Annotated in this window: 19 protein-coding genes; 9 read left to right on the top strand and 10 right to left on the bottom strand. The window is 44.8% G+C overall.

The features are described from left to right. Nucleotides 1-46: 46 nt before the first annotated feature. Together OXN25_07515 and OXN25_07520 are read right to left on the bottom strand one after the other, a co-directional pair. Complete coding sequence (locus OXN25_07515) at nucleotides 47-682, bottom strand: hypothetical protein (protein ID MDE0424698.1); 636 nt, start codon at nucleotides 680-682, stop codon at nucleotides 47-49. A gap of 115 nt (nucleotides 683-797) precedes the next feature. After that, nucleotides 798-2,543 carry a glycosyltransferase family 4 protein gene (locus OXN25_07520; GenBank protein MDE0424699.1) on the bottom strand — a complete coding sequence of 582 codons (1,746 nt, stop codon included), beginning with the start codon at nucleotides 2,541-2,543 and terminating at the stop codon, nucleotides 798-800. Between the two features lie 71 nt (nucleotides 2,544-2,614). On the opposite strand from OXN25_07520, the gene OXN25_07525 reads away from it, so the two are divergent. The 9 genes from OXN25_07525 (at nucleotide 2,615) to OXN25_07565 (ending at nucleotide 11,156) form a co-directional block, all read left to right on the top strand. Then, entirely contained in the window at nucleotides 2,615-3,232 is a 618-nt protein-coding gene (locus OXN25_07525) for a patatin-like phospholipase family protein (GenBank protein ID MDE0424700.1), read from the top strand. A gap of 151 nt (nucleotides 3,233-3,383) precedes the next feature. Further along, nucleotides 3,384-4,247 (top strand): site-specific DNA-methyltransferase, encoded by an 864-nt coding sequence (locus tag OXN25_07530; GenBank protein MDE0424701.1) that lies wholly within the window; start codon nucleotides 3,384-3,386, stop codon nucleotides 4,245-4,247. Nucleotides 4,248-4,405: 158 nt separating this feature from the next. Continuing rightward, nucleotides 4,406-5,152, top strand: a complete 747-nt coding sequence (locus tag OXN25_07535) for a PspA/IM30 family protein (protein MDE0424702.1) — start codon at nucleotides 4,406-4,408, stop codon at nucleotides 5,150-5,152. Then, a complete protein-coding gene (locus tag OXN25_07540) occupies nucleotides 5,145-5,912 on the top strand; it encodes an ABC transporter ATP-binding protein (GenBank protein MDE0424703.1) in 768 nt (255 codons plus the stop codon). Before OXN25_07535 ends, OXN25_07540 begins: the two co-directional genes overlap by 8 nt. A gap of 23 nt (nucleotides 5,913-5,935) precedes the next feature. After that, on the top strand, nucleotides 5,936-7,570 hold the full coding sequence (locus OXN25_07545) for a hypothetical protein (GenBank protein ID MDE0424704.1): 1,635 nt from the start codon (nucleotides 5,936-5,938) through the stop codon (nucleotides 7,568-7,570). Nucleotides 7,571-7,598: 28 nt separating this feature from the next. Beyond that, a complete protein-coding gene (locus tag OXN25_07550; GenBank protein ID MDE0424705.1) occupies nucleotides 7,599-8,120 on the top strand; it encodes a gamma carbonic anhydrase family protein in 522 nt (173 codons plus the stop codon). Nucleotides 8,121-8,250: 130 nt separating this feature from the next. After that, on the top strand, nucleotides 8,251-9,291 hold the full coding sequence (locus tag OXN25_07555; GenBank protein ID MDE0424706.1) for a Gfo/Idh/MocA family oxidoreductase: 1,041 nt from the start codon (nucleotides 8,251-8,253) through the stop codon (nucleotides 9,289-9,291). Nucleotides 9,292-9,328: 37 nt separating this feature from the next. Beyond that, complete coding sequence (locus OXN25_07560) at nucleotides 9,329-9,625, top strand: hypothetical protein (protein ID MDE0424707.1); 297 nt, start codon at nucleotides 9,329-9,331, stop codon at nucleotides 9,623-9,625. A 157-nt stretch (nucleotides 9,626-9,782) separates the two neighbouring features. Next, nucleotides 9,783-11,156: a dihydrolipoamide acetyltransferase family protein gene (locus OXN25_07565; protein ID MDE0424708.1), complete on the top strand. Its 1,374-nt coding sequence runs from the start codon at nucleotides 9,783-9,785 to the stop codon at nucleotides 11,154-11,156. A gap of 3 nt (nucleotides 11,157-11,159) precedes the next feature. On the opposite strand, the gene OXN25_07570 is transcribed toward OXN25_07565, so the two are convergent. The 8 genes from OXN25_07570 to OXN25_07605 form a co-directional block, all read right to left on the bottom strand. Next, nucleotides 11,160-11,549: a type II toxin-antitoxin system VapC family toxin gene (locus tag OXN25_07570; protein MDE0424709.1), complete on the bottom strand. Its 390-nt coding sequence runs from the start codon at nucleotides 11,547-11,549 to the stop codon at nucleotides 11,160-11,162. Further along, nucleotides 11,539-11,766 carry a hypothetical protein gene (locus tag OXN25_07575; GenBank protein MDE0424710.1) on the bottom strand — a complete coding sequence of 76 codons (228 nt, stop codon included), beginning with the start codon at nucleotides 11,764-11,766 and terminating at the stop codon, nucleotides 11,539-11,541. Before OXN25_07575 ends, OXN25_07570 begins: the two co-directional genes overlap by 11 nt. Nucleotides 11,767-12,202: 436 nt before the next feature. Next, on the bottom strand, nucleotides 12,203-15,232 hold the full coding sequence (locus tag OXN25_07580; protein MDE0424711.1) for a DEAD/DEAH box helicase family protein: 3,030 nt from the start codon (nucleotides 15,230-15,232) through the stop codon (nucleotides 12,203-12,205). A gap of 7 nt (nucleotides 15,233-15,239) precedes the next feature. Beyond that, nucleotides 15,240-15,686: a hypothetical protein gene (locus OXN25_07585; protein MDE0424712.1), complete on the bottom strand. Its 447-nt coding sequence runs from the start codon at nucleotides 15,684-15,686 to the stop codon at nucleotides 15,240-15,242. Between the two features lie 121 nt (nucleotides 15,687-15,807). Then, entirely contained in the window at nucleotides 15,808-16,809 is a 1,002-nt protein-coding gene (locus tag OXN25_07590; protein ID MDE0424713.1) for a hypothetical protein, read from the bottom strand. 92 nt (nucleotides 16,810-16,901) lie between these two features. Next, nucleotides 16,902-17,552 (bottom strand): hypothetical protein, encoded by a 651-nt coding sequence (locus OXN25_07595; GenBank protein MDE0424714.1) that lies wholly within the window; start codon nucleotides 17,550-17,552, stop codon nucleotides 16,902-16,904. Between the two features lie 31 nt (nucleotides 17,553-17,583). Then, a complete protein-coding gene (locus tag OXN25_07600; protein MDE0424715.1) occupies nucleotides 17,584-20,850 on the bottom strand; it encodes a site-specific DNA-methyltransferase in 3,267 nt (1,088 codons plus the stop codon). 78 nt (nucleotides 20,851-20,928) lie between these two features. Next, nucleotides 20,929-21,852: a hypothetical protein gene (locus tag OXN25_07605; protein ID MDE0424716.1), complete on the bottom strand. Its 924-nt coding sequence runs from the start codon at nucleotides 21,850-21,852 to the stop codon at nucleotides 20,929-20,931. Nucleotides 21,853-21,893: the final 41 nt, after the last annotated feature.

Genomic DNA, 21,893 nt, shown 5'->3' on the forward strand with positions numbered 1-21,893 from the left:
ACCTGCTTTTCTGCTTTTTCACACTAAAATTTTAAAATTGTCCAAACTATAGTAAGAAATGAAGGATTGGGATATCAGGCACCTGATAGTATAACAGATCGTCTGTAAGAAATTGGGACAAGAGCAAAATACCGTCGTATCCGTCTCTGGCATACCAGGCAGGTGCGAGGGTATCGCCCGCCTCATTTTTTATCTCTCGGATTCGGATCTTTCCAAAGTTTTTACCTTCATCGGGCAGCACACCGCCATCCGTGACCTGCGAAAAAGCGAGGGTCTCTAACTTAGCACTCTGCGCAAGAGAAGATAACAGTTGATACCGATTCAAATTTGTAATGTAGTCAATGGATGCCTCGTCTCTCCTAAAACCAAACGGAACCAATAATTTGAGTTCGCTGGATATAGGTTGGAAAGTGTCGAGTTCACCCGCTGATTCGGGAATTTGCGTTAGGAGTTGACCGCGTTTACCAAGCGACTTCAACCGCGTAATACCCTCAAAGACAGATGCCACCTTGTATTTTTCCTTCAACCCTTCAACAATTTGATACTCTGTTTGAGTCTCATAGCGACTGAGAATATCCCATTCTACATCGTTTATTTCAATAATGTCGTTGGTTTCAAGGTCAGCAACGTATTTGCAGTCGTCTTGTTCAAATTTATGGTGTCGGTTTAAACGATACCCCATTAATACTCCTTTTTTCTTAGGACTTACGCACTTCCGTGATCGGTGCGGTTAGGAAACCGCACCTACCGCGGAGGAATGGACGCGATTTCCTAATTTTGCGTAAGTCCTGTTTCTTTTAGGCAGTCGCCTGTATTAAGCCGTGAACTCTTTTCAGGGTCGCCTTTGCGTGTGTTTCGTCCGCAACCACGGCAGTGAGAAGTGCCTCTGCCTCTCTCACAGTGTGATTCTTCAAAAGACTCAACACGAGACCCTCCTCAACATGCACGGAATACGCTGCCTCCCTTATCAAGCAACGCTCATAATGTTGATTCATTCCCAATACAATCGACTGGTATTTGAACCGATCTCGGTCTCGATGTGTTAATCCTTCTCCTTTTAAATTGCGAGATGTCTCTGGGGATGTTGGCACAAACATATTTAGGAGTCTATTTGGACTGACGAGTTGTCTCTTTTCATGGAGTCTTTCAAAACAGCGTAATATCCGTCGTGCAGTCTTGTCCCAAGTGAATGACAGTGCTCGTTCTCTTGCTCTTCGGGAAAGTTCCTGTCGCATTCCGTCGTCATTCAACAGCAAGTTAATTTTCTCCGAAAAATCTATCGGCGAAGGGTAACTGACAATTGTTGCTATATCCTGTTCAAAATTATTAGCCTCCGCAATCAGACCGGCATCTCCAACAACCGATGGCACACCGTCGAAATTTGGTACAATCGGCGGAACGCCACACGCCATCGCTTCAAGAACAGTTAAGCCAAAGGTCTCTTCCCCCGACATTGAAAGGAAGCAATAAACGTCAAAAGCGTTGTAGACGAGTGGTAATCTCTCACGCGGATGGAATCCAGCGTAGACGAGGTTATCAGGAAGCTCTCTCAACGTATACCTGCCGAGACTCGGACCAGCAATCAAAAACAACAGATGCGGATTGAGTTCAGCCAGTTTTAGGTAGACCGATGCGCCTTTTTCAGAGTCTACTCGAGAAAGATAGCCAACCGTCGGAGTCGTTACAATGCGCCCGTCTCCAACATGTTCAGCAAGCTCTTGTTTGGCTTTTTGTTTGTCCATCGGGCGGAACAACACTGAGTCTACACCGTTGGGGAGTGTGTTAAAGAAACTTGTGTCCCAGACGTAATCCGAATAGAAATCACGGACATAATCCGAGGGTGCCGTAAAAGCATCAAAGTCTCGCATTGCCGCATAATGGCGTAGAATGGAGTTTATCGCTGCACCTCCATGCCCACGCGGAGCATGACACTGAACCAGAATCGGTGGGAGCTCTGTATGCTCGTAAAGTGGAAGGAGCCATGTTTCTTCGTCAAGGTGCAAGGTCAGAATGCCGAAGTAGGTTTCATTAATCTTTCGGCTTAACCTGCCGAGGTCTGCCACACTGATATCAACTTCATAGACATTATCAGCTAACCTTCGATTTCGCTTACCAACAAAATGGAGGTCCACATATTTGGTAAGATGTTCAAACAGATAAGAGAGTGCCATGTTCGTCCCGGCATATAACGTTTCAATATCAAAATACGAGTCAACATTGATACCAGGTATCGCAACGAGCAATTTTCGCCGATCCGTCTCTACTGAGACAATCTGCTTGAGATCCTCACCGCGATTGAATAACAAACCTTCCTGTTCAAATTCCGCGAATCTCTCAAACGCCTCATAAATCTCGTCCTCTGCATAACTGGCTTTCAGAACTCGGACAATTTCCTTGCTCGTCTGCTTTTCTGCCAGTTTTAAGATGTCAACCATTACAGCAGAGATTTCGACAACGCTCGCTTTTTCAAGGTCTGCAGCATAAAATACAGCATCCTCTTCAAATAGGTAAATCGGGTGTAAAGTTCTTGGGAAATTAAACACTTTTCCTCCAATCTTTTCATTGTTTGTAATTGTGCTCTCAAAATTAAAGACACCAAATTTTCCGAAAGAGGGTGCATAATTTAAAAAACATGCGAACGCCAGTAAATTTTTCGTCTTCACACAGAAGCAAAAATAAAAATGCAAACCATCGTTATGCACCTTTCCCGTCAAAAATTGTGTCTTTAAAATTAAAAGCAAGGGTGGCTCATAAATCAAATAGGACTTACACAAAACCTTATCGCTTGCTTACAAGGCTGGAAGACTGCAAGAGTGGAAGAAAGGCTAAAGAGAAAAAGACGCATGACTTTTTAATGGCAGATGTGGCACTCGCAACTTCGGCAGCTCCCACTTATTTTAGACCTCACAAAATAAAGTCTGTCATGTTGGAGGAAGGGAAGATATCTGAAGGGAAGTTTGTCGATGGCGGTCTCTATGCCAATCACCCCGCAATGTGTGCTTTTGTCGAAGCCAGAACTCAATACCCAGGCACGCAAGTGCTCTTAGTCTCGTTGGGTACAGGAGAAAGAGATTCTTTTCAGGATCTTAATAAGAAAAAGGGGGCTTGGGGACGGATCGCATGGGTAATAAAACAACGGATTATACACATCATTTTTGACGGCACGAGTGATACAGTGAAGGCAGGGCCCTCGCCTGTCCTGTCGTCCCACAATCCTGATTCAGACAACTAAAAATTAAATGCCTCCGCGCTAAAATCTCCGAAACTTGATAAATTAACATAAGTCTGCTATAATCTTATGAGAAAACCCAGATACATTACCCTTTCGCTTCCGACAAAAAGCAATCGCGCACGCGCTATCTGAATAGGAGCAGGATCTCAGTATGCCCAAACACCACCTCTATTATGGCGATAATTTCGTAATTCTCCAAGACTATATTCCTGACGAGAGCATCAATCTAATTTACATCGATCCGCCGTTTAACACTGGTAAATTCCAACAGCGTACGGAAATTCATGTCAAATCCGATGCGCAAGGTGATCGAGTCGGTTTCCAAGGCAAAACATACCGAACCCACAAAGGCAAGACTACGTACTATGCCGATAAGTTTGAAAGTTCAGACGCTTATTTGCAGTTTTTGCGTCCTCGTTTTGAAGAAGCATATCGTGTGCTACATCCATACGGCAGCTTTTTCCTCCATATTGACTACCGAGAGGTGCATTATTGTAAGGTGATGCTCGATGAGATTTTCGGGCGTGAATCGTTTATGAACGAGATTATCTGGGCTTACGACTACGGGGGCAGATCAAAGTCGAGATGGTCAGCTAAGCACGACAACATTTTATGGTACGCCAAAACACCTAAGCATTATACTTTCAACTTCGATGAGATGGATAGGATTCCTTATATGGCACCGGGTTTGGTCGGTAAAGAAAAAGCGGCTCGCGGTAAAACCCCAACGGATGTCTGGTGGCATACGATCGTCAGCACAAACGGCAGTGAAAAGACGGGGTATCCAACGCAAAAGCCGCTCGGAATTTTGAATCGCATCGTCAATGTACATTCATCCCCAGAGGACACGCTTTTAGACTTTTTTGCTGGTAGTGGAACACTCGGCGAGTCCGCAGCATTGCACAACCGATCATCAATTTTAATTGACAACAATATACCCGCAATCAGACACATCATGGATAGGTTAGCACTTTATGACATCAAACTTGTCAATGCTAATTACGAGGCTCTGTAGACACATCCAATTCCGCCCACTCAGGAAAAAATCAAAATAGCACTTCTCTCCTATCTTTTACAGAAGCGAAGTCTCTATAAGCGTGAGGGAAAAGTCGCGAGCAGGAGCTCGCTCCTACAAGAAGAGACGGGATTCGGAACCTCCGTATAGGAAATTAAATGGCTCCTAAAAAAGGCACCCATTGGCTTGATTCGCACCGAAAAACCGTGTATAATAGACGGACGGAGGCACAGAAAATGAAAAAACTCAAGGAAATTTCGGAACAGATTCGAGACAGCATCACGCAATTCGTAGAGGAATCTGATGGTGGCGCATCGGTACTTGAGAAAACCGTTGTCGATATGAAAAAGCGGATTGCCGTGGCAAAGGAACTTGTCGCCGCAGCAATCGCTGAAGAGCAAAGACTCAAACAAGCCTGCCAAAAGGCAGTTGATACCGCCGAGGTATGGGCTAAAAAGGCAGACGCTGCTTTACAAAATGGAGACATGGAAGCAGCGCGAGATGCACAACAACGTAAACAACAACAATTGCAACGTGCAGACGACTATGAACGCCAAATCCAGACCCAACACACAATCATTGATTCTCTCAAAACGGCGTTGAACGACTTTTATCAACAGTTCCAAAACACAGTCCAGCGAGCTGAAACGCTACATCACCATCAAAAACAGGCAGAGACGCGCCTTAAACTCCACAAATTGATCGCTGAAATAGAACCCCATCTGTCCAACACCTTCAAACAGACTGAACAGAAAATAAAAAAGACTGAAGCAGCAGCAGAACTTTGGGAAAAACAGAACCGCCAAATTGAAACCCAGCAGAAAACAAAAGGTGATGCCTTCAATCTGGACGAGGAACTCGCAAAACTCAAAGAAGACATCTTGGGTAGTAAGAAAAATGATTGAGACCTCGAACCTGACGAAATATTTCGGCAAATTGTGTGCTGTAGATGCTCTGACATTGCAGGTAAACTCCGGTGAAATATTTGGGTTTCTGGGACCTAATGGAGCAGGAAAAACAACAACCATCAATATGCTCACAGGTCTACTCCGTCCTACATCTGGCACCGCTCTGCTCGGTGGGTACGACATTCAGAAACAGAGTTTACAAGCAAAAGCAATTCTCGGATTGATGCCGGACACACCACAACTCTACGAAGCCCTAACGGGTCGACAGTTCGTCCGCATGGTCGCGAATTTATATGAAGTGCCGCCGGAAAAAGCCGAAAATGAGATGGAATCTCTGCTCGACCAACTTGAACTTGCCGATGCCGCTGATGACCAGATCAAGGCTTACTCTTACGGTATGCAGAAGAAAATTCTGCTTATCTCGCTCCTTGTGCATCACCCACAGATCCTTTTTCTCGATGAACCCACCAGCGGATTAGATCCCAGAAGCGCGCGCACTGTCAGAGAAATTTTACGAGAACGCTGTGAGCAAGGGTGTACCGTCTTTATGACGACACATATCCTCGAAATCGCTGAACGCTTATGCGATCGGGTCGGTATCATCAGTAAGGGTCAGCTGATCGCCGTCGGAACGCTCGCAGAATTACAGCAGAAACAACGGGAACTACACGCACAACCGATAGACACAAATCAGCACCACACCGAGACACTCGAAGACATTTTTCTTGACCTCACATCAGATTTTTCTAACGAATGAAATGGAACGGTGCCCAGATTTAGATGTTAAAAGATATTAAAATCCTCTTAAAAGCGGATTGCCAAGGGTGGTTGAATAGTCTTAAACACAGTCGAGAGGCATGGCGTAAGGGTATTTTGAAAGGCATCGGCTACCTCGTCCTCGTCGTTGCATTATCGGTGCTGGGTGGCTCGCTTTTCAGCCACCTGCGGTTGACCGAGGCTGAACCGACACTCGTGTTGGGTGTAATTAATGGATTCATGACCTTCGGCGTTATCATTGTCGCAAAGGAGTTGATGGAAAGTTCGCTAAAAATCTTGTATGAAGCACCAGAAACAGCACTCTTACACGCTGCGCCAATCCAACCGGTCGCAACCTTCGGTTACAAGTTCATTTACCTCATCATCACACGCCTCCTCAGCATCCTCTGCTTCTTAGGACCACCCTGGATTGCGTTCGGCGTTATCTTTGGACTCCCGTGGCACTTTTACATAGGACTCTTTCCAACATGCCTGTGTCTGCTGATAATCAGTGCAAGCTACGTCACAATTAGCATGATGGTGATTGCCCGTTTTTTTTCATCGGGTGGTCTAATCGCCACACTTAAGGTCCTCGGTACTGCGATAGGCGTGACGATGGGTTTCCTCATATCGTTAGTATTGTTCACCGGACTTGAGTCAATACCAGTCAAACAATATTTGCTCAATTGGGCTTCTGCTGGAACAACGGACACGGCTGCTATATGGTATCCACACGAATGGATGGGAAGGGTTTTGTTGAGTTGGACCCCTGAATCCACAATCGGAACCCGATTGCGATGGGTCCTGGGTGGATGCGCGGTGAGTTTCGCCTCTGTCGGGTTCGCAACGCTTATTGCACAACAAATTTATCAGCGCGGCTGGGAAAACATCCGGCAACTGAAAGCCAAGCGGAAACCTGCACGAAGCGATTCGGATGCCACAACCTCGAACTTAAAAGGAACAGCACTGATACTTGGACGCGGCAAGATACGCGCCATGATGCTAAAAGATTTTCTCATCTTCGTCAGACATAGCGGACGCCTGATTGCGATCGGAATGCTCACGCTCTATTTGGTCGTTCACATCGGTATCTTATTCGTCCGCGGCGGTGGCGCAGAAGCAAACGCAGCCGAGATTCTTACCGTTCAAATCGTCCTTTATAGCATTCTTATCACCTTCGGTATCAGTTGCAACGGACTTCGGGACGAAGCAAAAACATGGTGGATGCTGAAATCTGCTCCTGTCACACCGAGACTGGTATTCACAAGTAAATTCCTGACAGCACTTCTCTGTGCCCTAATTTATGCGGAATTCTGGTCCCTAATCGTCATCTACCTACTCCAAATTCCACGGGACAATTGGATACCGGTGCTACTCATCCCTATCATAACACTTCCAGCAGGCTGCGCAGTGAATACAATGATTGGCACATTCTCGTGGATGGCAGAACTGACACAGCCGCCGAAACCGTTCTTGCGAATTTTAACCTTCACTGTAACACTCATTGTTGATATAATACTCATCATCACACCTATAATAGCGTGGTATACACAAAATCTAATCGTGCTTATTGCCCTGATACTCCTCCTCGCGAGTGCGTTCGCGCTGTCTTACAAATGGGGTATAAGCAATCTCGGTAAATTGTTAGTCGCACAATAGTCAATCTATGCAACAGAAAGTAGACAAAATGTTAATAGCGTATGAAGGCATAACACCGAATGTACATCCATCTGTTTTTGTCGCGCCGGGGGCGATGATTATCGGCGATGTGACAATTGGTGAAGCATCGAGCATCTGGTTCAACACTACCCTCCGTGGCGACTTAGAGCCAATCCGAATTGGGTGCCGTACCAACGTTCAAGACGGTGCGGTGATACACATGGACAAAGAAATTCCGTGCCTTATCGGTGATGATGTCACAATCGGGCATGGTGCGATTCTCCATAGCTGCACCATCGGCAACGAGGCACTCATCGGTATGGGCGCGATTCTTTTAACAGGCTCGGTCATTGGCGAGCGTGCCATTATCGCCGCTGGCACGCTCGTACGCGAAGGGCAAGAAATTCCACCCGGATCCATCGCAATGGGAGTCCCTGCAAAAGTGCGACGTGAGGTCACGGAAGCCGAACTTGAACGCGTTCGACGTGGGAAAGACGATTATGTCTTGCGCGGCAGCCTGATGCAAAAATCTCTAAACGATTCAATATGAGCTGCTGTGTCCGTTGTCCTTGCAGATTTTGAATCTTTAAAAAAACTGTTCATAACCTAAAATAGGTTCTTTACTAATTTTAGATCGTTGCCGACAACGGAGGCAACGCCCAGGAGCAATCGGTAAAAAAATGGCAAAACGAACATGTTTGATGATTGGTGGCAGTGGTATGGCAGGTGGCTGGATTCACAATTTCACAAGCAATTTCAGCGACCGAATCGACATCGTCGGCTTAGCAGATGTGAACACAGATGTACTCGCAGCACAAGGCGAAACATTGGGACTCAGCAAATCACAACTTTTCACAGACTTCAATGAAGCGTGTGCGACTGTGAAAGCCGATTTCTGTGGTATCGCTGTTCCACCGCAATTCCACAGCCCTGCCGCGATTGCGGCTATGGAAAACGGGATGCCTGTTATCTGCGAAAAGCCGATCGCCGACACACTGGAGGCAGCGAAAGCAATGGTGCACACGGCGCAGAAGACCGGATTGCCGTGTGGCATCATCCAAAACTATCGCTACGCCGACAATAAACAGGAATTAATCCGCATCCGTGACGAAGGTAGATTGGGACGGCTGCAGCACATTGTCGGCAGATACGCCTGCGATTACCGCCGCTATCTCTCGTGGGGCAAAGCATGGCGACACGATATGGACTTCGGGCTCCTGTTTGAAGGTTCTGTCCACCATTTAGACATGCTTCGGTTTCTCTCTGGCGGAGACTGTGAAACTCTGATAGGATTCGGATGGAATCCAGAATGGTCGAGCTTCAAACACTACTCCAGCGGTTTCTATATAATGCGGATGGACAACGGTGTACACACCTCTTACGAAGGTAATAGTTCATCGGCGGGCATCGTCAACTGTTGGAACCATGAACACTATCGCGCTGAGTTTGAAGAGGGTGCCGTTGAAATCGCCGGTGGAAATCAGATGACGATCCATCGCGTCGGTGGTGAAGCGGAAGTCTACGAAGCACCCGCAATCCCTTATCAAGCACATCAGCATCTGTTTGACGAATTCCTGAATTGGCTTGACGGTGGTGAACCCTCCGACACACGGATTGAGGATAACATCAAAAGTTTCGTTCTGGTCATCGCTGCGATGGAGACAACGCTTGATGGGCAGCCGAAACAGATTGCTGATTACCTTAGCGACTTGGAACTTTAAGACCCGCAGTCAGACTGTGCCTCAACAGACATAAATCATGCTCAACCCAAATAACGAAATACCCGTCGTCCTTGAGGATATTCCTGAATCTGAACAACGCGCGCTCCTTGAGAAGGTAGCGACATGGATTGTGCGCCGCGGTTTGACGACACCCGCAATTCTCTTCTTAGAGACCGGCAAACCGCTTAACTTCTTGGGCAGTCAACTTCTGATCGGATTCAGTCCGTTTATTCAGGCAATCTTCAAAGGAGACGAATACCAGAAATTCGCACTTATCCTTGAAAAGGACGCGAATGTCGAGCTGCTGATTGAATTGATTGAGGCACACTCATAATCGTCTTATTGACCAAAATGGCTGTCGGTGGTCCTCCATTAACTCGACGTAAGCATTAAAAAGCACGCGGAAGCCCAAGCATCGCGCCGGGCTGGATATACGGAGAGAATCGTTCACGCAAAACCAACCTTATCGAACCGCAAGGAAAATTAAAAATATGGCAATTGAATTGCGAATGCTTCAGATGGATCAGACAATGACGAAGGGAAAAATCGGTAAATGGCTCGTCAAGGAAGGCGACACCGTCGCGCAAGGACAACCCTTACTTGAGATTGAAACCGATAAGGTCGTCCACGAACAAGAATCTCCCACCGACGGTGTGATTGCCCAGCTGCTTGCTGAAGAGGGCGCCAACGTCCCTGTCAACGCCATTTTAGCAATTATTGGGGCACCGGGTGAAGAGGTGGCACGCGTTGAAGTAGGCACCACCACAGCACAACCAACGCCAACACAACCCGAACAACCCAAAGCAACCCCCTCAACAACAACGGAAAGGCGGGACGACCCCGTTCCTGCGCTAAAAGCCTCGCCAGCAGCACGTCAACTCGCTGAAAAACTCGCTATCGATCTCACAGAGGTCAAAGCCTCTGGACCCGGTGGACGTATCCTTGAAAGCGACGTACAGCGGTATATCGACTTGAGAGGAGAAGCACCTGTTGCCGAAACCTCACGCCTTAAGGCATCGCCGCTCGCACGCCGCTTAGCGAAAGAACACGGACTCGATCTGAGTTCAATTATGGGTTCTGGTCCTGATGGCAGAATCGTTCGCGATGATGTGTTGCAAGCAGCCAGTGCAGTGCCGACTCCGACCGCGCCTGTGGTAGAGACAGCAACACCGAAACAAGCAACGGAAGTTATCTCTATGAGCGGTATCCGTGAAATCATCGCAGAACGGATGACGCTGAGTGTCCAGACGAACGCCAGTGTCACGCTCCACACGGAGGTTGACGCAACAGGCCTTGTCGAACTACGCCAGATGCTTAACGATAAACTACAAGCGCGAGAGGTAAGCCTTACCTATACAGATCTGCTCGTGAAAGTCGTGGCAAATGCGCTGCAGGAACATCCGCGCCTCAACGCCACACTCACAGATGACGGGATTCATTTATTATCGGAAATTAACATTGGGGTGGCAGTCGCTCTGGAAGACGGTCTGGTGGTCCCAGTTGTCAGGAACGCAGATAAAGGAAGGTTATCAGAGATTTCGACACAGGTGAGAGATTTTGCTGAAGGGGCACGGAGCAATCAACTGACACCCGGAGAACTCCAAGGCGGGACTTTTACGATTACAAATCTCGGAAATTTCGGGATTGATGCGTTCACGCCTATCATCAATCCACCGGAGAGTGCTATTCTTGGGGTAGGACGGATTCTGAAGAAGCCGGTTGTTCACGAAGATGAGATTGCTATTCGGAGTATGCTGACGCTCAGTCTGACGTTTGACCACCGTGTGATAGATGGTGCGCCTGCAGCGCAGTTCCTGCAGACGGTTGCTGGCTATATTCAAGATCCGTATCTTCTGTTGGTATAGTGTTCACCAACGCTCTGTCTGTAGGGCTTCGACTTCATCAAAATGTGTGTCTCGTGTGACGAGAATCAAATCATGTTGCATCGCAATTGCCGCAATCCAGATGTCGTTGTTTGGGATAAGGCGGCCTTTTCTTTCCAGCCGTTCTTTGATGATTCCGTACCACTGTGCTGTTTCCAAATCACAAGAAAAAACAAGGCTTTGTTGAACTAATATGTCTATTTTATGGAGATTTTCTGTAACTTCATTAGATTTCTGTGCACCAAAGCAGAGCTCACCAATGATAGGGGGAGCCACGGCTATATACTCGGCAGTTCTCACTTTTTCTTGGACCCCTGGATCACCGGCAAAAAACGCAATGGTAATGTTTGTATCAAGCAGATATTTACCAATCAGATTCATTGACCTGCTCACACCCTTCTTCAATTGCCTGTTTCATAATTTCAAGGTCTTCAGGCGAAATTGTGCCTACAAGTTTAAGCAATTTTTCTCCAGGATAACGCTTTGACAGTTCGCCCGAAAGTTCCAAGGCAAAATCCAAAACTTGTTTCTGTTGCAAAGGTGTGAGTTTTTCTATCTGTTCTAAAAGTTCCATCTTTAAATTATCCATCATATTGCCCCCTTTTTGATTAAGGGATGGTGTTTTTGTACCTACTGATCCCTTAAAAAGATTCTATCATAGGTCGTATGAGAAATCAACGCTTTTTGGTATGCTGTCCTTGAGATAACGATGCCATTCCACAGCCTTCCTCAATCGCCTGTTTTATTTCTTCCAAGTCCTCAGGCGGGAATAGACCTGCTGTAAATTCAAGCAGTTCCTGAAGGGGTATACCTTCTGGAGATTCCCCAGACAACTCTAATGTAAAATCTAAAACTTGTCGCTGTTGTCCAAGTGTAAGTTTTTCTAACCGCTCTACAATTTCTTGGATAGTCGTCGAATTGTCTATTGTGTTGCCTCCTTTTTGATTACAGTAGCGTTGTTTCTACCCCTATCAATGATCTCTTGCCGAAATTTTATCATAGGTTGTCCGAGAAAATCAACGTTAAAACTACCGAATTCCGGCTTTCTCAAACATCAAATCCAGATACGATTTCTGCCCTCTGAAAAGTCGGCTGGTGGAGCCATCTTCTGTTTTTTCGTGCCAGTCCAACCGGAAGATGTTATATGCAAGCATATTTTCTTGGACCCACTCATGGGATTGGTCTTTCCCTAACTCAGAACTATCTCTCAGTAGTAGAAACGAATTGAGACGAAATGTCCGACCTTCTTTAGCCTCCAGTTGCTTTTCGAGTGTGACGAGCGTCTTATCCTCAAATTTTTGAGCGAGTTTGACTTTGGGATGGCTCTTATAATCACCTTTTGTTCCGCCAATAATCGCACGTTCCCCTTTTGGATCAACAAAGAGAATATGCGTTATATCCTGCTGTTTATCAAGTACCCATAGCACAAAGTCGGGATAATAACTCCCTGCGTCACTTTCCAGATAGATACCGATCTTCTGCGCGTTCCGCATCAGATAGAATTCGTATCTTTCATTCCGCCGATAGTTTACCTTGATATAATCTGTGAGGTCCTCAACAAATTTACGTTCTCCAGCGTTTAGTCTATCCGGTAATACTTTTACATCGCGGTACTCGCTTTCCACCTCTTCTTGAGGACGTATAAGCGGTTTGTAAATATGTCGATGTCCGGGTTTTAACAAACGTCCCAATTCTCGCCTAATCGATGCTTCTGGGTCTATACGCGCTGCCTTTGATGGGTCATTTTCCTTTTCCGCTTCCTTGATTTTCGCAAGAAACTCATCGTATTTCTGAGAATCCTTAAATTCTTTTGTTACTGTGTACTCGTAGATAAAGTCATCCTGATTCAGTGGCTCATAGATATAGTTTGCCCGATTGATATGAGCGTTTATACGGCCCTGCAATTTACGACTGACATCAATCACAATTTGCCGATTGAGGCGATCTGTCCATGCAATTGGGTCTTGATCCTGTTTCCGATAACGAATTTCCCCGACGAGTGATAGGAAATCAACAATAGTAGGTTCACAATTCTCTTTGCTATAAAGTTGTAGATGATTCGCCGCTGCTTCACGATGAATAACAGTAGCAAGCTTTGCCCTATTCAGATAGGAACTATATCTTTCATTATTTTCCCGAAGGTTTTCGTAAACATTCGGAGCATTTTTTTCTTTATCTGTTCGGTAGTCTAACGTTAATTTCCGCCAATTATTGATGCTACCAGACCTTTCGGTCCCATCATCGAGGTAAGAATAATGGATTTGTTCTCCGTTAAGGATAACCTGCTTGATGCCGCTGCCCTTTGTGTCACCCTGTTTAAAGATGGGTAATTTGTAGGCATAATCCTTAAAGTGAACTGATGTATTGCCATCTACTTCAAAAAACATCGGATTTACCTCAATCTGAAAAGTATGCAGAAGTGGAATACCACCAGCGTGGACCTCCTTAAGGAAATGTTCAAGGTAGCTTCGCCGTAAACTAAAAATGGTTAACGTTTCCAACCGCCGAATATCATCCTGTTTATCTTTTTTTCGTAAAAGATAGTAATTAGGATTGTGTTCAATGTACCGACGTTTTCCATTGCCCCCTTTTCCTTGCAGCCGAACCCCGCGCCCAAAAATCTGTATAATCAAGTTACCCTTGGCACTTCCCAAGTTAATCAGATCAATTACAGAAAGACGGTAAGAGTTCCAACCTTCTGCAAACTTGCGACTCCCAATCAACACATTTATCGGGCTGGTTTCGTTATCAAGATTTTCAAAGTGAAGGTTTGGATTTTCAATCGCCTCAACGCGCGTTTCAATACGGTTGTTTTCAATGCTATTGTAAAAACTCGTAGCATCCCCGACGTTAATCATCCCCCATTTTTCCCCATCTCCGTAAGAGAGAAGTAGTTCGCTATTGTTGGCTGGATTACGTGCAACAGTCAGGGGACCGATAATGTCACCGCCAAAAATGGATCGGAATTTTTGGCGTTCCGCCTCGCTTAGCGATGCAAGGTAATCAAGAACTTTCTGGATGTCAGAGACTTCATCGTCTTTGCCTTCCTTTTTTGGGTTTTCGACCGTATGCCCCATAAACGCCATCAAGGGACGATGTGCAGTCAGGTCATCGTCATATTGTTCATCCTTTTGGACGCTATTAAAGACCTGTAACTTTTCCTCCATTACTCGAAGACATTCGTCTAAGTTGTCTTTAATTTGTTTCTCGGATTCGTCGGCAGCCACCGCATCCGTTGCTATAGGTTTGAAGAAGTGGTCTTTGCCGTATCCATCGTTATAGAAGCGAGCATAATCGTATCGATAGATGATTGCGCTATCATATTCGGGCTGCAATTCTGTAGCGAGGTTGTGGAAAGTGGCGGAATATTCAAATAGGAAAGAATTTCCTACATTAAGACGGTTCCGCCGAAGTTCTCTGAATTTACCAGATTGCTGGCTTGTCAAGCCGATGTGTGCTTCATCTACTAAAATGAGCCGGCGAATCTCTCCTTCATCTGGCAAATGGAAATAGTCGTCTTCTTTCTGCAAAAGCCCTTGTGTCGTGTTAATTATGAGTTCAATCCGGTTATTATAGGTTTCATTGAGTTTATCAACGTAGGGTTTCAATTCACGTTCATGCTGTTTGATAAGATTTGCCAAGGGGGTCGTTAGGAAGATTTGAAGACAGGTATTGTCTCTTTTACAGAAGTGATGCAGATATTGGAGGATATTGAGATGCATGACGAGCGTTTTCCCGCTGCCTGTCGCCATCCAATACGCCAGCATCCGTTGTGTCTCTTGTCCCCTATTTTCATTATATCCATCCGATTGTTGGTTGGCAAAAAAGCATTCAGTGAAAAGTAGAGCCAACACCTGATAGTAACGGAGTTTAAAGGTCTGTCCCGTCAGATAATTGTAATCGTCTAAGAAATCCTGAATCCGTTCTAACGGCTCGACAGGCAGTTGTAACGTTTGGTCCGGGTCGTACAACTCAATGTCCCGCTTTGTCCCGTCATTTTGAATGTCAATCCCGTTTTCGGTTAGGATTTTTGTCTCGTAATCTTGATAAAGTGCCATAAGTCCTTTAAATTCTTCCTAAGAGAATTTCTGTATCGCTGGCTATATGTTCTTCAAGGAGCATCCGAAGTTCTTCCAAAAAGAGCAGAATAGCCTGTTTGTCAGTTTCCACATCAGAGTGCAAAAGTTGCCTACTTTCCTCAAGCTTATTAAGAAGAAATGGTGAACTGATTCGGGAGTTATGCTTTGCGGCAACCAGGTGCCTGACGAATTGCCGCCGACGCGGATCAACGCCTAAAAGGGGCTTATTATCTACTTCAGCGCGCTGCACCTGTGGATTCAGTTCTTTCAAAAACGCGCATAACTCTTCCCTCGACTTTTGTATTTTCTCTTCCGTATTCAAATCGGAATGCCCCGCTATCTTTAATTTGATATGAATTGACAAAGTATTGATAGCGGAGATGAGATTTTGATTCTCCTGAAAACTTTGGATAGCCCGCTCTTTTGGTGTCATCGTTTTACTCCCATGTGTGCTTCCACGCGTTTTGGTGGGATTTCAAGTAAAGATGCAATTCAGAGCTCGTTTCTACTGCCTGACTATGCCTCATAAGTTCGGCTGTCTCCAGCGTGCAGTTTCAGTTATTAGGAAATCTATTCCCAGTATTTTGCCTTAAAAATTCATCTCTCAATTCTGCGATACGCTGTGTAAGTTCTAATTCTATGCTCATTCTTAGCGACAGAAACTCATCCGAAGGAATTGCTTTCTTGAGTATCTTAGAACTTGCTTCTTCGGGCGTTAGATTGATATAATCAGGATGCAAATAGTAAGCGAAAGCAATAGCATTAATATCATCTTTCACATTCCGCAGGGAATTCTCAATAAAAAATCCAAGGGCACACATCCAGCGGACTGCGTCACCATAACTTGTGTTTAGGAGATGTCCAGATTCACTATAATTATAAAACTCACATATATCAACCATAAAATCGTTCACAGTGTCTATCAAAGTTCTTAAATTAGAAATAATAAAAGAGTTAGAGTCATCATATTTATATTTGTCATCAAGATGGACGACATTAGAATAGGTATAATCCCATAGATTTTGCATTTGCGGTGACTCTGCCCTATCTATATGCGAATCAAGACGTTGTAAAAAGAGTTTAAACTCTTCGGAGTCTGCTTTGATATTCGTATGCAGGTTACGTATTTGGGTTACGATGTTTTTCATAGAAATAGCTTTTCCAGCTCCCGAAGATTTATCTATTATTAATTTTCGTAAGTTCACTAATAAAGCATCGAAAATTGATAATGTTAGATGTATCCACAGAGGTCGATCAAGATCAACAAGTTCGTTATAAGACTTACTTAAATCATCTTCGGCGGCAAAATAAGTAAGGTTATCAGGTTTTATGTTCGCAAATGCTAAGTACATACCACGCTGATAATGCGCTATGAGAAACAGTTCCTTAAATTTTTGATACGCTGAACTAAAATTGATCGCAAAATCCTGAATCTGTTTATCAATCTTAACAGCCTTTTTCGGAGTTGCCTTTTGGCTAACGCTCGCGTACTTAGCTACTATGCTCGCCTCAAGTTGTTGAAAATCGTCTGATTTCATATCTATGTCAATTTTCATTATAGTTTACCTCCCTTTTCAATCTCAGTTTCAATTTTCCCTTTCCGATAGGTTGAATTGTCAAGGCTTATTAGGGGCAAAATTTCGTAAAGTTAAGAGCTGCCTAATAATCTGATATGCATGTGGAGTTGGTCTTTGTAATAGTGACTTTTTCCTTTTCTTTTAAGTTTTCCATTGTGCTCTAAAGCGTGTGCTGGTTGGGGTTGCCAACCGAGGAAGCCGCTTGCAATGTCCCATGACATTGCGTGCAGAGCCTTGACAGGTTCATAAGTGTCTTTAGAACATGCTATGTGCATAGCATAGACAAGCGCGCGATGATTGCCATCTGTGATGTAGAATGAACATTTGGTATTCTCAGTTTTTTCGCCTATCCATTCACCACTTTCGTTTTGCCAATGGGTTAGATTCCGAATCCAAAGTTTGTCCATCAATTTTTTGTTAAAATGTTTGCTGAGAAGTGCATGAAATTCAAACCATGGGACATCCTCGTTTCTGGCTTTTACATCCTGCATACTTTCAAAAACTTCAGTAGGGTCTATTCTTGGCCCCTTAATCCCCGACCTTTCTATAACCTTTTTGACAACCTCCTGAAGAGGTTTAGAGCAGAGATCAAAGAGAAATTCGTGTTCTTCTTCAAAAGGCAGTTCCGGGCATTCTTCCGCATGCCACTCTCTTGGAGGATTCATGAAAAGTAAGTTGTTGAATTCTTCTTGGCAAAGTTCAAGTTCTGTGAATTCATACATTTTAGTTCCTTTCAAAATTGCTGAATGCTGTTTACGTTTCAACAGTATCCCACACCGCGCCTGTGTCAAAATCCGCAGTCGTGATAATATGAATCTGTCGTAAGTCCGAACCTTCAAGCAATGCGCTTTGATTTGTATCGTAGTTAATATCTAACTGCGTGACACCCGGTAACCGTTCATCTGCAAGAATTTCTAACAACTGTGGTGTATCATCCATATCCTCAATAACGTTGCGGAATACAACTGCTCGCTTACCACTTTGAATAACCCGATAGGTTTGGTCCCCAAAATCAAAACGCAGACGATGCTGAATTGGGAGTCCCTTGAGATAGCAATAGGTTTCCAAAACATCTACAAAACCTTCTGTGCTATCTTTTCCGTAAGTGATTCGATTGGAAAATGGGGAACGCATATCCATCATCAGGCGGACATGCTGTTCTTCGGGACGATAGAGATATTTAACTGGGAGTTCTGTTTTAGCGTCGTAATCTGGAGGCGAAGTAGTGAGGTTGTCAAGGATGTCTTCATACTGTTCCACCCTCTGATACTTGACGATGCCGACGGTGCCATCAATCTTCTTTTTTCCGTCCGGTTTACCAGCTTTCCAATTTTCAGAGAACATAACGCGACGAATCCGTTCTTTCAAGGTGCTGTCAAAGTAGTCACCCAACTCAACAAGGATAAATTTACGGTTACCATTATCAGTTTTGTTGAGATTAAGGACAGCGTGTCCTGTTGTACCGCTACCTGCAAAAAAGTCAAGCGCGACTCCTTTACCATCATTTGTAACTGCATAAACGAGTTTTTCATATAAGTCAATAGGATGAGAGTATGGGAAATTTAACCCTAATGCGTCCAGTTGCATTTTACCTCTTTCACCTGTAGGTAAGACTGAGGATAACTCTCCGACCAGATAGTTTTTCAAATAAATTTTGAGTCTGGGTTGTTTGGTTTCATCGGAACCGAAAACAATGCGACCTTCATCCAAAAATTTCTGCATGTTTTCCGGAGTTCTACTCCACCCAGTCGCTGGAACAGGACAAGGTTTACGAGTGATTGGATGAATCAATGGTTCGTGGAATTTAGGGTCGGTCAGCAAAGCCGGGGCTCCTATACTAACATCCGAAAAAACCTGTCCCGCATCGTCAATTTTTGAATAAGCCCTCTCTCCACCACTCAACTCAGGCTTGTTTGAAATCCAAGCTCTAAATTCTTTGCGGCAATCTTCCGTGACACCGCTATGCTGTTTTATTAATGAGGCAGCCTTTCTAAGAATCGCTTCGCGGTTAGTGGGTATAGCTCTGAGTTTTACAGTTCCTTTAGAATAGCATACAACATATTCATGCTGTGTGGCTATCGTGTTTGTTCCGAAGACAGGGTTCCTTTTATCCCAAACAATAGTTCCTTGGTTCTTCATGGGTAGGGTACTGAATATTTGAAATAGATTTTCATATTCGTTTTCATCAATATGGCAGAGAATGCAGCTATCGGATGCCATCAACTGCTCGGCAAGGGACAATCGACTTTGCATCATTGTTAACCAACTGGAATGCTGATAATCATTTTTGTAAAGGAAACCGCTTGTGTTCGTGTTATAGGGTGGGTCGATGTGGATACATCTTATGGTACCACGGTATTTCTCCAGCAGTAGGTCTAACGCTTGAAAGTTTTCACTGTTGAGTAACACACCACCAATTTGTGATTCTAAATCGTCAAAAAGTGCAAGAAGTTCGTCAACAAAGGTTTCATTAAAATATCGTGTATCTAACGGTAATGTCGGATACAATCCTTCGAGCAACGGCAGCTGCTCTGTAATGTCAATGCCGAAGGTTTCACGCCAGTCTGTGAGTTGTGCTTCGTTTTCCAGAATTTGTGAGACGAGTGCCTCGCGTTGGACAGTGTTATTTTTTGTTGCCTCTGAGATTTTACCTACAGAGATGAGATAGTCCGTAGAGACCACCTTTTTCTTCATAAGAAACAGTTGTTTCTGAAAAGTCTCAACAGCAACGAGCAGTGCAATCACTTCATTACTGACGCTGCGAAATGCTTTTGCTATAGCGAACGCGGGGTTTTCAGGACTCAGGTTCAAAAGCGTATCCAAATCACCAAGTATGGTATTCTGGATATAACGGCGTTGCTCGGTTTTCAGGAATCTATCCAAATCCTTGTGGATAAAGTAATCGGAATCCATACCGACGAAGAAAGTATTTAGGTTTTTATCGAGCGTGAAAAACCTTTGGACTTTAGGGCTGATTTTAAGTTTTGCCTGCCGTTCTGCTTTGTTTTTTCCAAGTGCTTTAAAGTCAGGATGGCTTGCTAACTTATCGGCATAATTTTCTAAGTTGATGTGCAACGCTTTGATGCCTTGTAATCTGCCATCGTTCACTTTGTCGTAAGTGTTTGCGAGGTCCTTAAAGATCGGTTTACCCAGTCCCGCACCTCTCTTGACAGATTCGTGGAGATAAATATCCACATCGTTCGTTTCATTAAAAATCTGTGCGCTCATTTCACGGTATATCTCAACTTTTGGTGTTGAAGTCTCTGCCAAGTGAAGGATAACGCGCCATGTTGGCTCAGTATCGTCAGGTTTGGGAGGATCAATCCTATCAAAGCGAAAGTGTTTGAAATCGTCGCGGTTATTGTTCTGTGCAATACTGGAACTTGCCCTTCCCTCCAACCGATATTCAATCCGTTTCCCTTCAATCTCAAAGGGAACGCTATTGAAGCCCGTTGCTGTTTTGACGTAGTAACTATCACGACATTTCCAGTGGAAAAGTGTGTCTGCTCCGTTGTAGTCTGCTTCGTCGGGGTAATCCACCTTATAGAGTGCAGTACTTCTATCGTTATAGCCGAAGTCACCGTCTCGGTAGTAGCCTTCAAAAAAACTGTGGACATGGTTATAGACGCGGAAGGCAAGTTTAGATTTGAGTTCGTCTAAGTTTGTTTCCAATGGAGCAATGAGTTCTTCTTTATCTTCAGTCTGGAGGAAGTCTATCAGCAGCTGGGAATTTTCCTTGATATTCTCAAGCCATTCCCTCTGTCTACGTCCGCCTTCCTCAGAGACATATTCCCTAACCTCGGTAAGTTGGTTCTCATAAAGTGTATCGGCAACTTCCTCAAGTGCTTCGTTGACTATGCTGGGCAACTTTTCGTCAATGAATTGATTGACCTCATCGCGCTTAATTTTAAGAATACGGAAAATACCGAAGTCGAGGTCGTTATGGGCGAAGTGAAACATATCACGGAGTTTCTCGCGGAGGGTATTAAGTGCTTCATTTGTTGCGTTTGATTCAGACATTAACGTATTGTCCTTATTTCTATGAAGTCTGTATACTTAACAGATTACACGAAATTTTGGAGAATGTCAAGGCGTTTTTTAATAGAAAACCCGAACTGAAAACAGCGAAGACTGCGAACCTACGTGTCTCCTACTCACAAAGGCATAGTCTAACCCGATATTGCCGCGTTGATAGCCGAACCCTGCGGTAAGTCCACTGATAAACCGCCAACCCAACCGAACGGCAAATGCGCCTTGCTTTGTATCATAGCGGTATTCACCGCCGATAAGCGGCATCCCGTTAGCTACCTCAAAAGCCGCCAATACAGTATCCGATTCTCTGTTTGGTACGTCAATCTCTACAGCAGCCCCGATACGCCATTCACGTAAGATGGATTCGGTGTAGGCAGCTTCTTCAAGTCGGCGATACGACACATTTGAAAGTAGGTTCGGAAATATCACGCCAACCCGAACTCTGTCCCTCATAAAAGCCGACTGGACACCGAAGTCTACACCCCAACCGCTGCCCTGTCCCAACGGCATCCGTTCAAGATTAATCGATGTGGTAAAATATTTAGCACTCACCCCAATGTTCAATGCTTTCCACAGGCGAGTCGCAGCCGACAGGAGCATAATCCGTTCATAAGAAAGACCTTCTGTATCGCTGGAGCTGAGGATTGCTGCGCCGAGGGTCTGTCCGTTCTGAATTGGATGCGCGACACCTATGAAACTATAATTGAGCAGACCGTACAGATCAAGATAGCCGATACCAATTTCCCGAGCCGGTAGTCGTGCCAGCCCCGCTGGATTCCATATCAGTGCGCTGGTATCATCTGTCACCGCTGCATAAGCACCCCCCATTCCCATCGGTCCTGCCATGAGTTCAATATTCTCAAATGCAGCGTTAGCCGTTCCGATCAACAGAAAAATTAATGTGAACAGAAGGCTCCGGTAAAGTCCACTAACAGAATGAGAAGAGTGCGCCGCGTTTTTCGTGTGTCTGTCTCCAGAAATTTTAGACATTGGTAAAGTAGAAATTACTTTAACACAAGATAACGGCATTG

Source organism: Candidatus Poribacteria bacterium, from assembly GCA_028820845.1.
Lineage (GTDB): Bacteria > Poribacteria > WGA-4E > WGA-4E > WGA-3G > WGA-3G.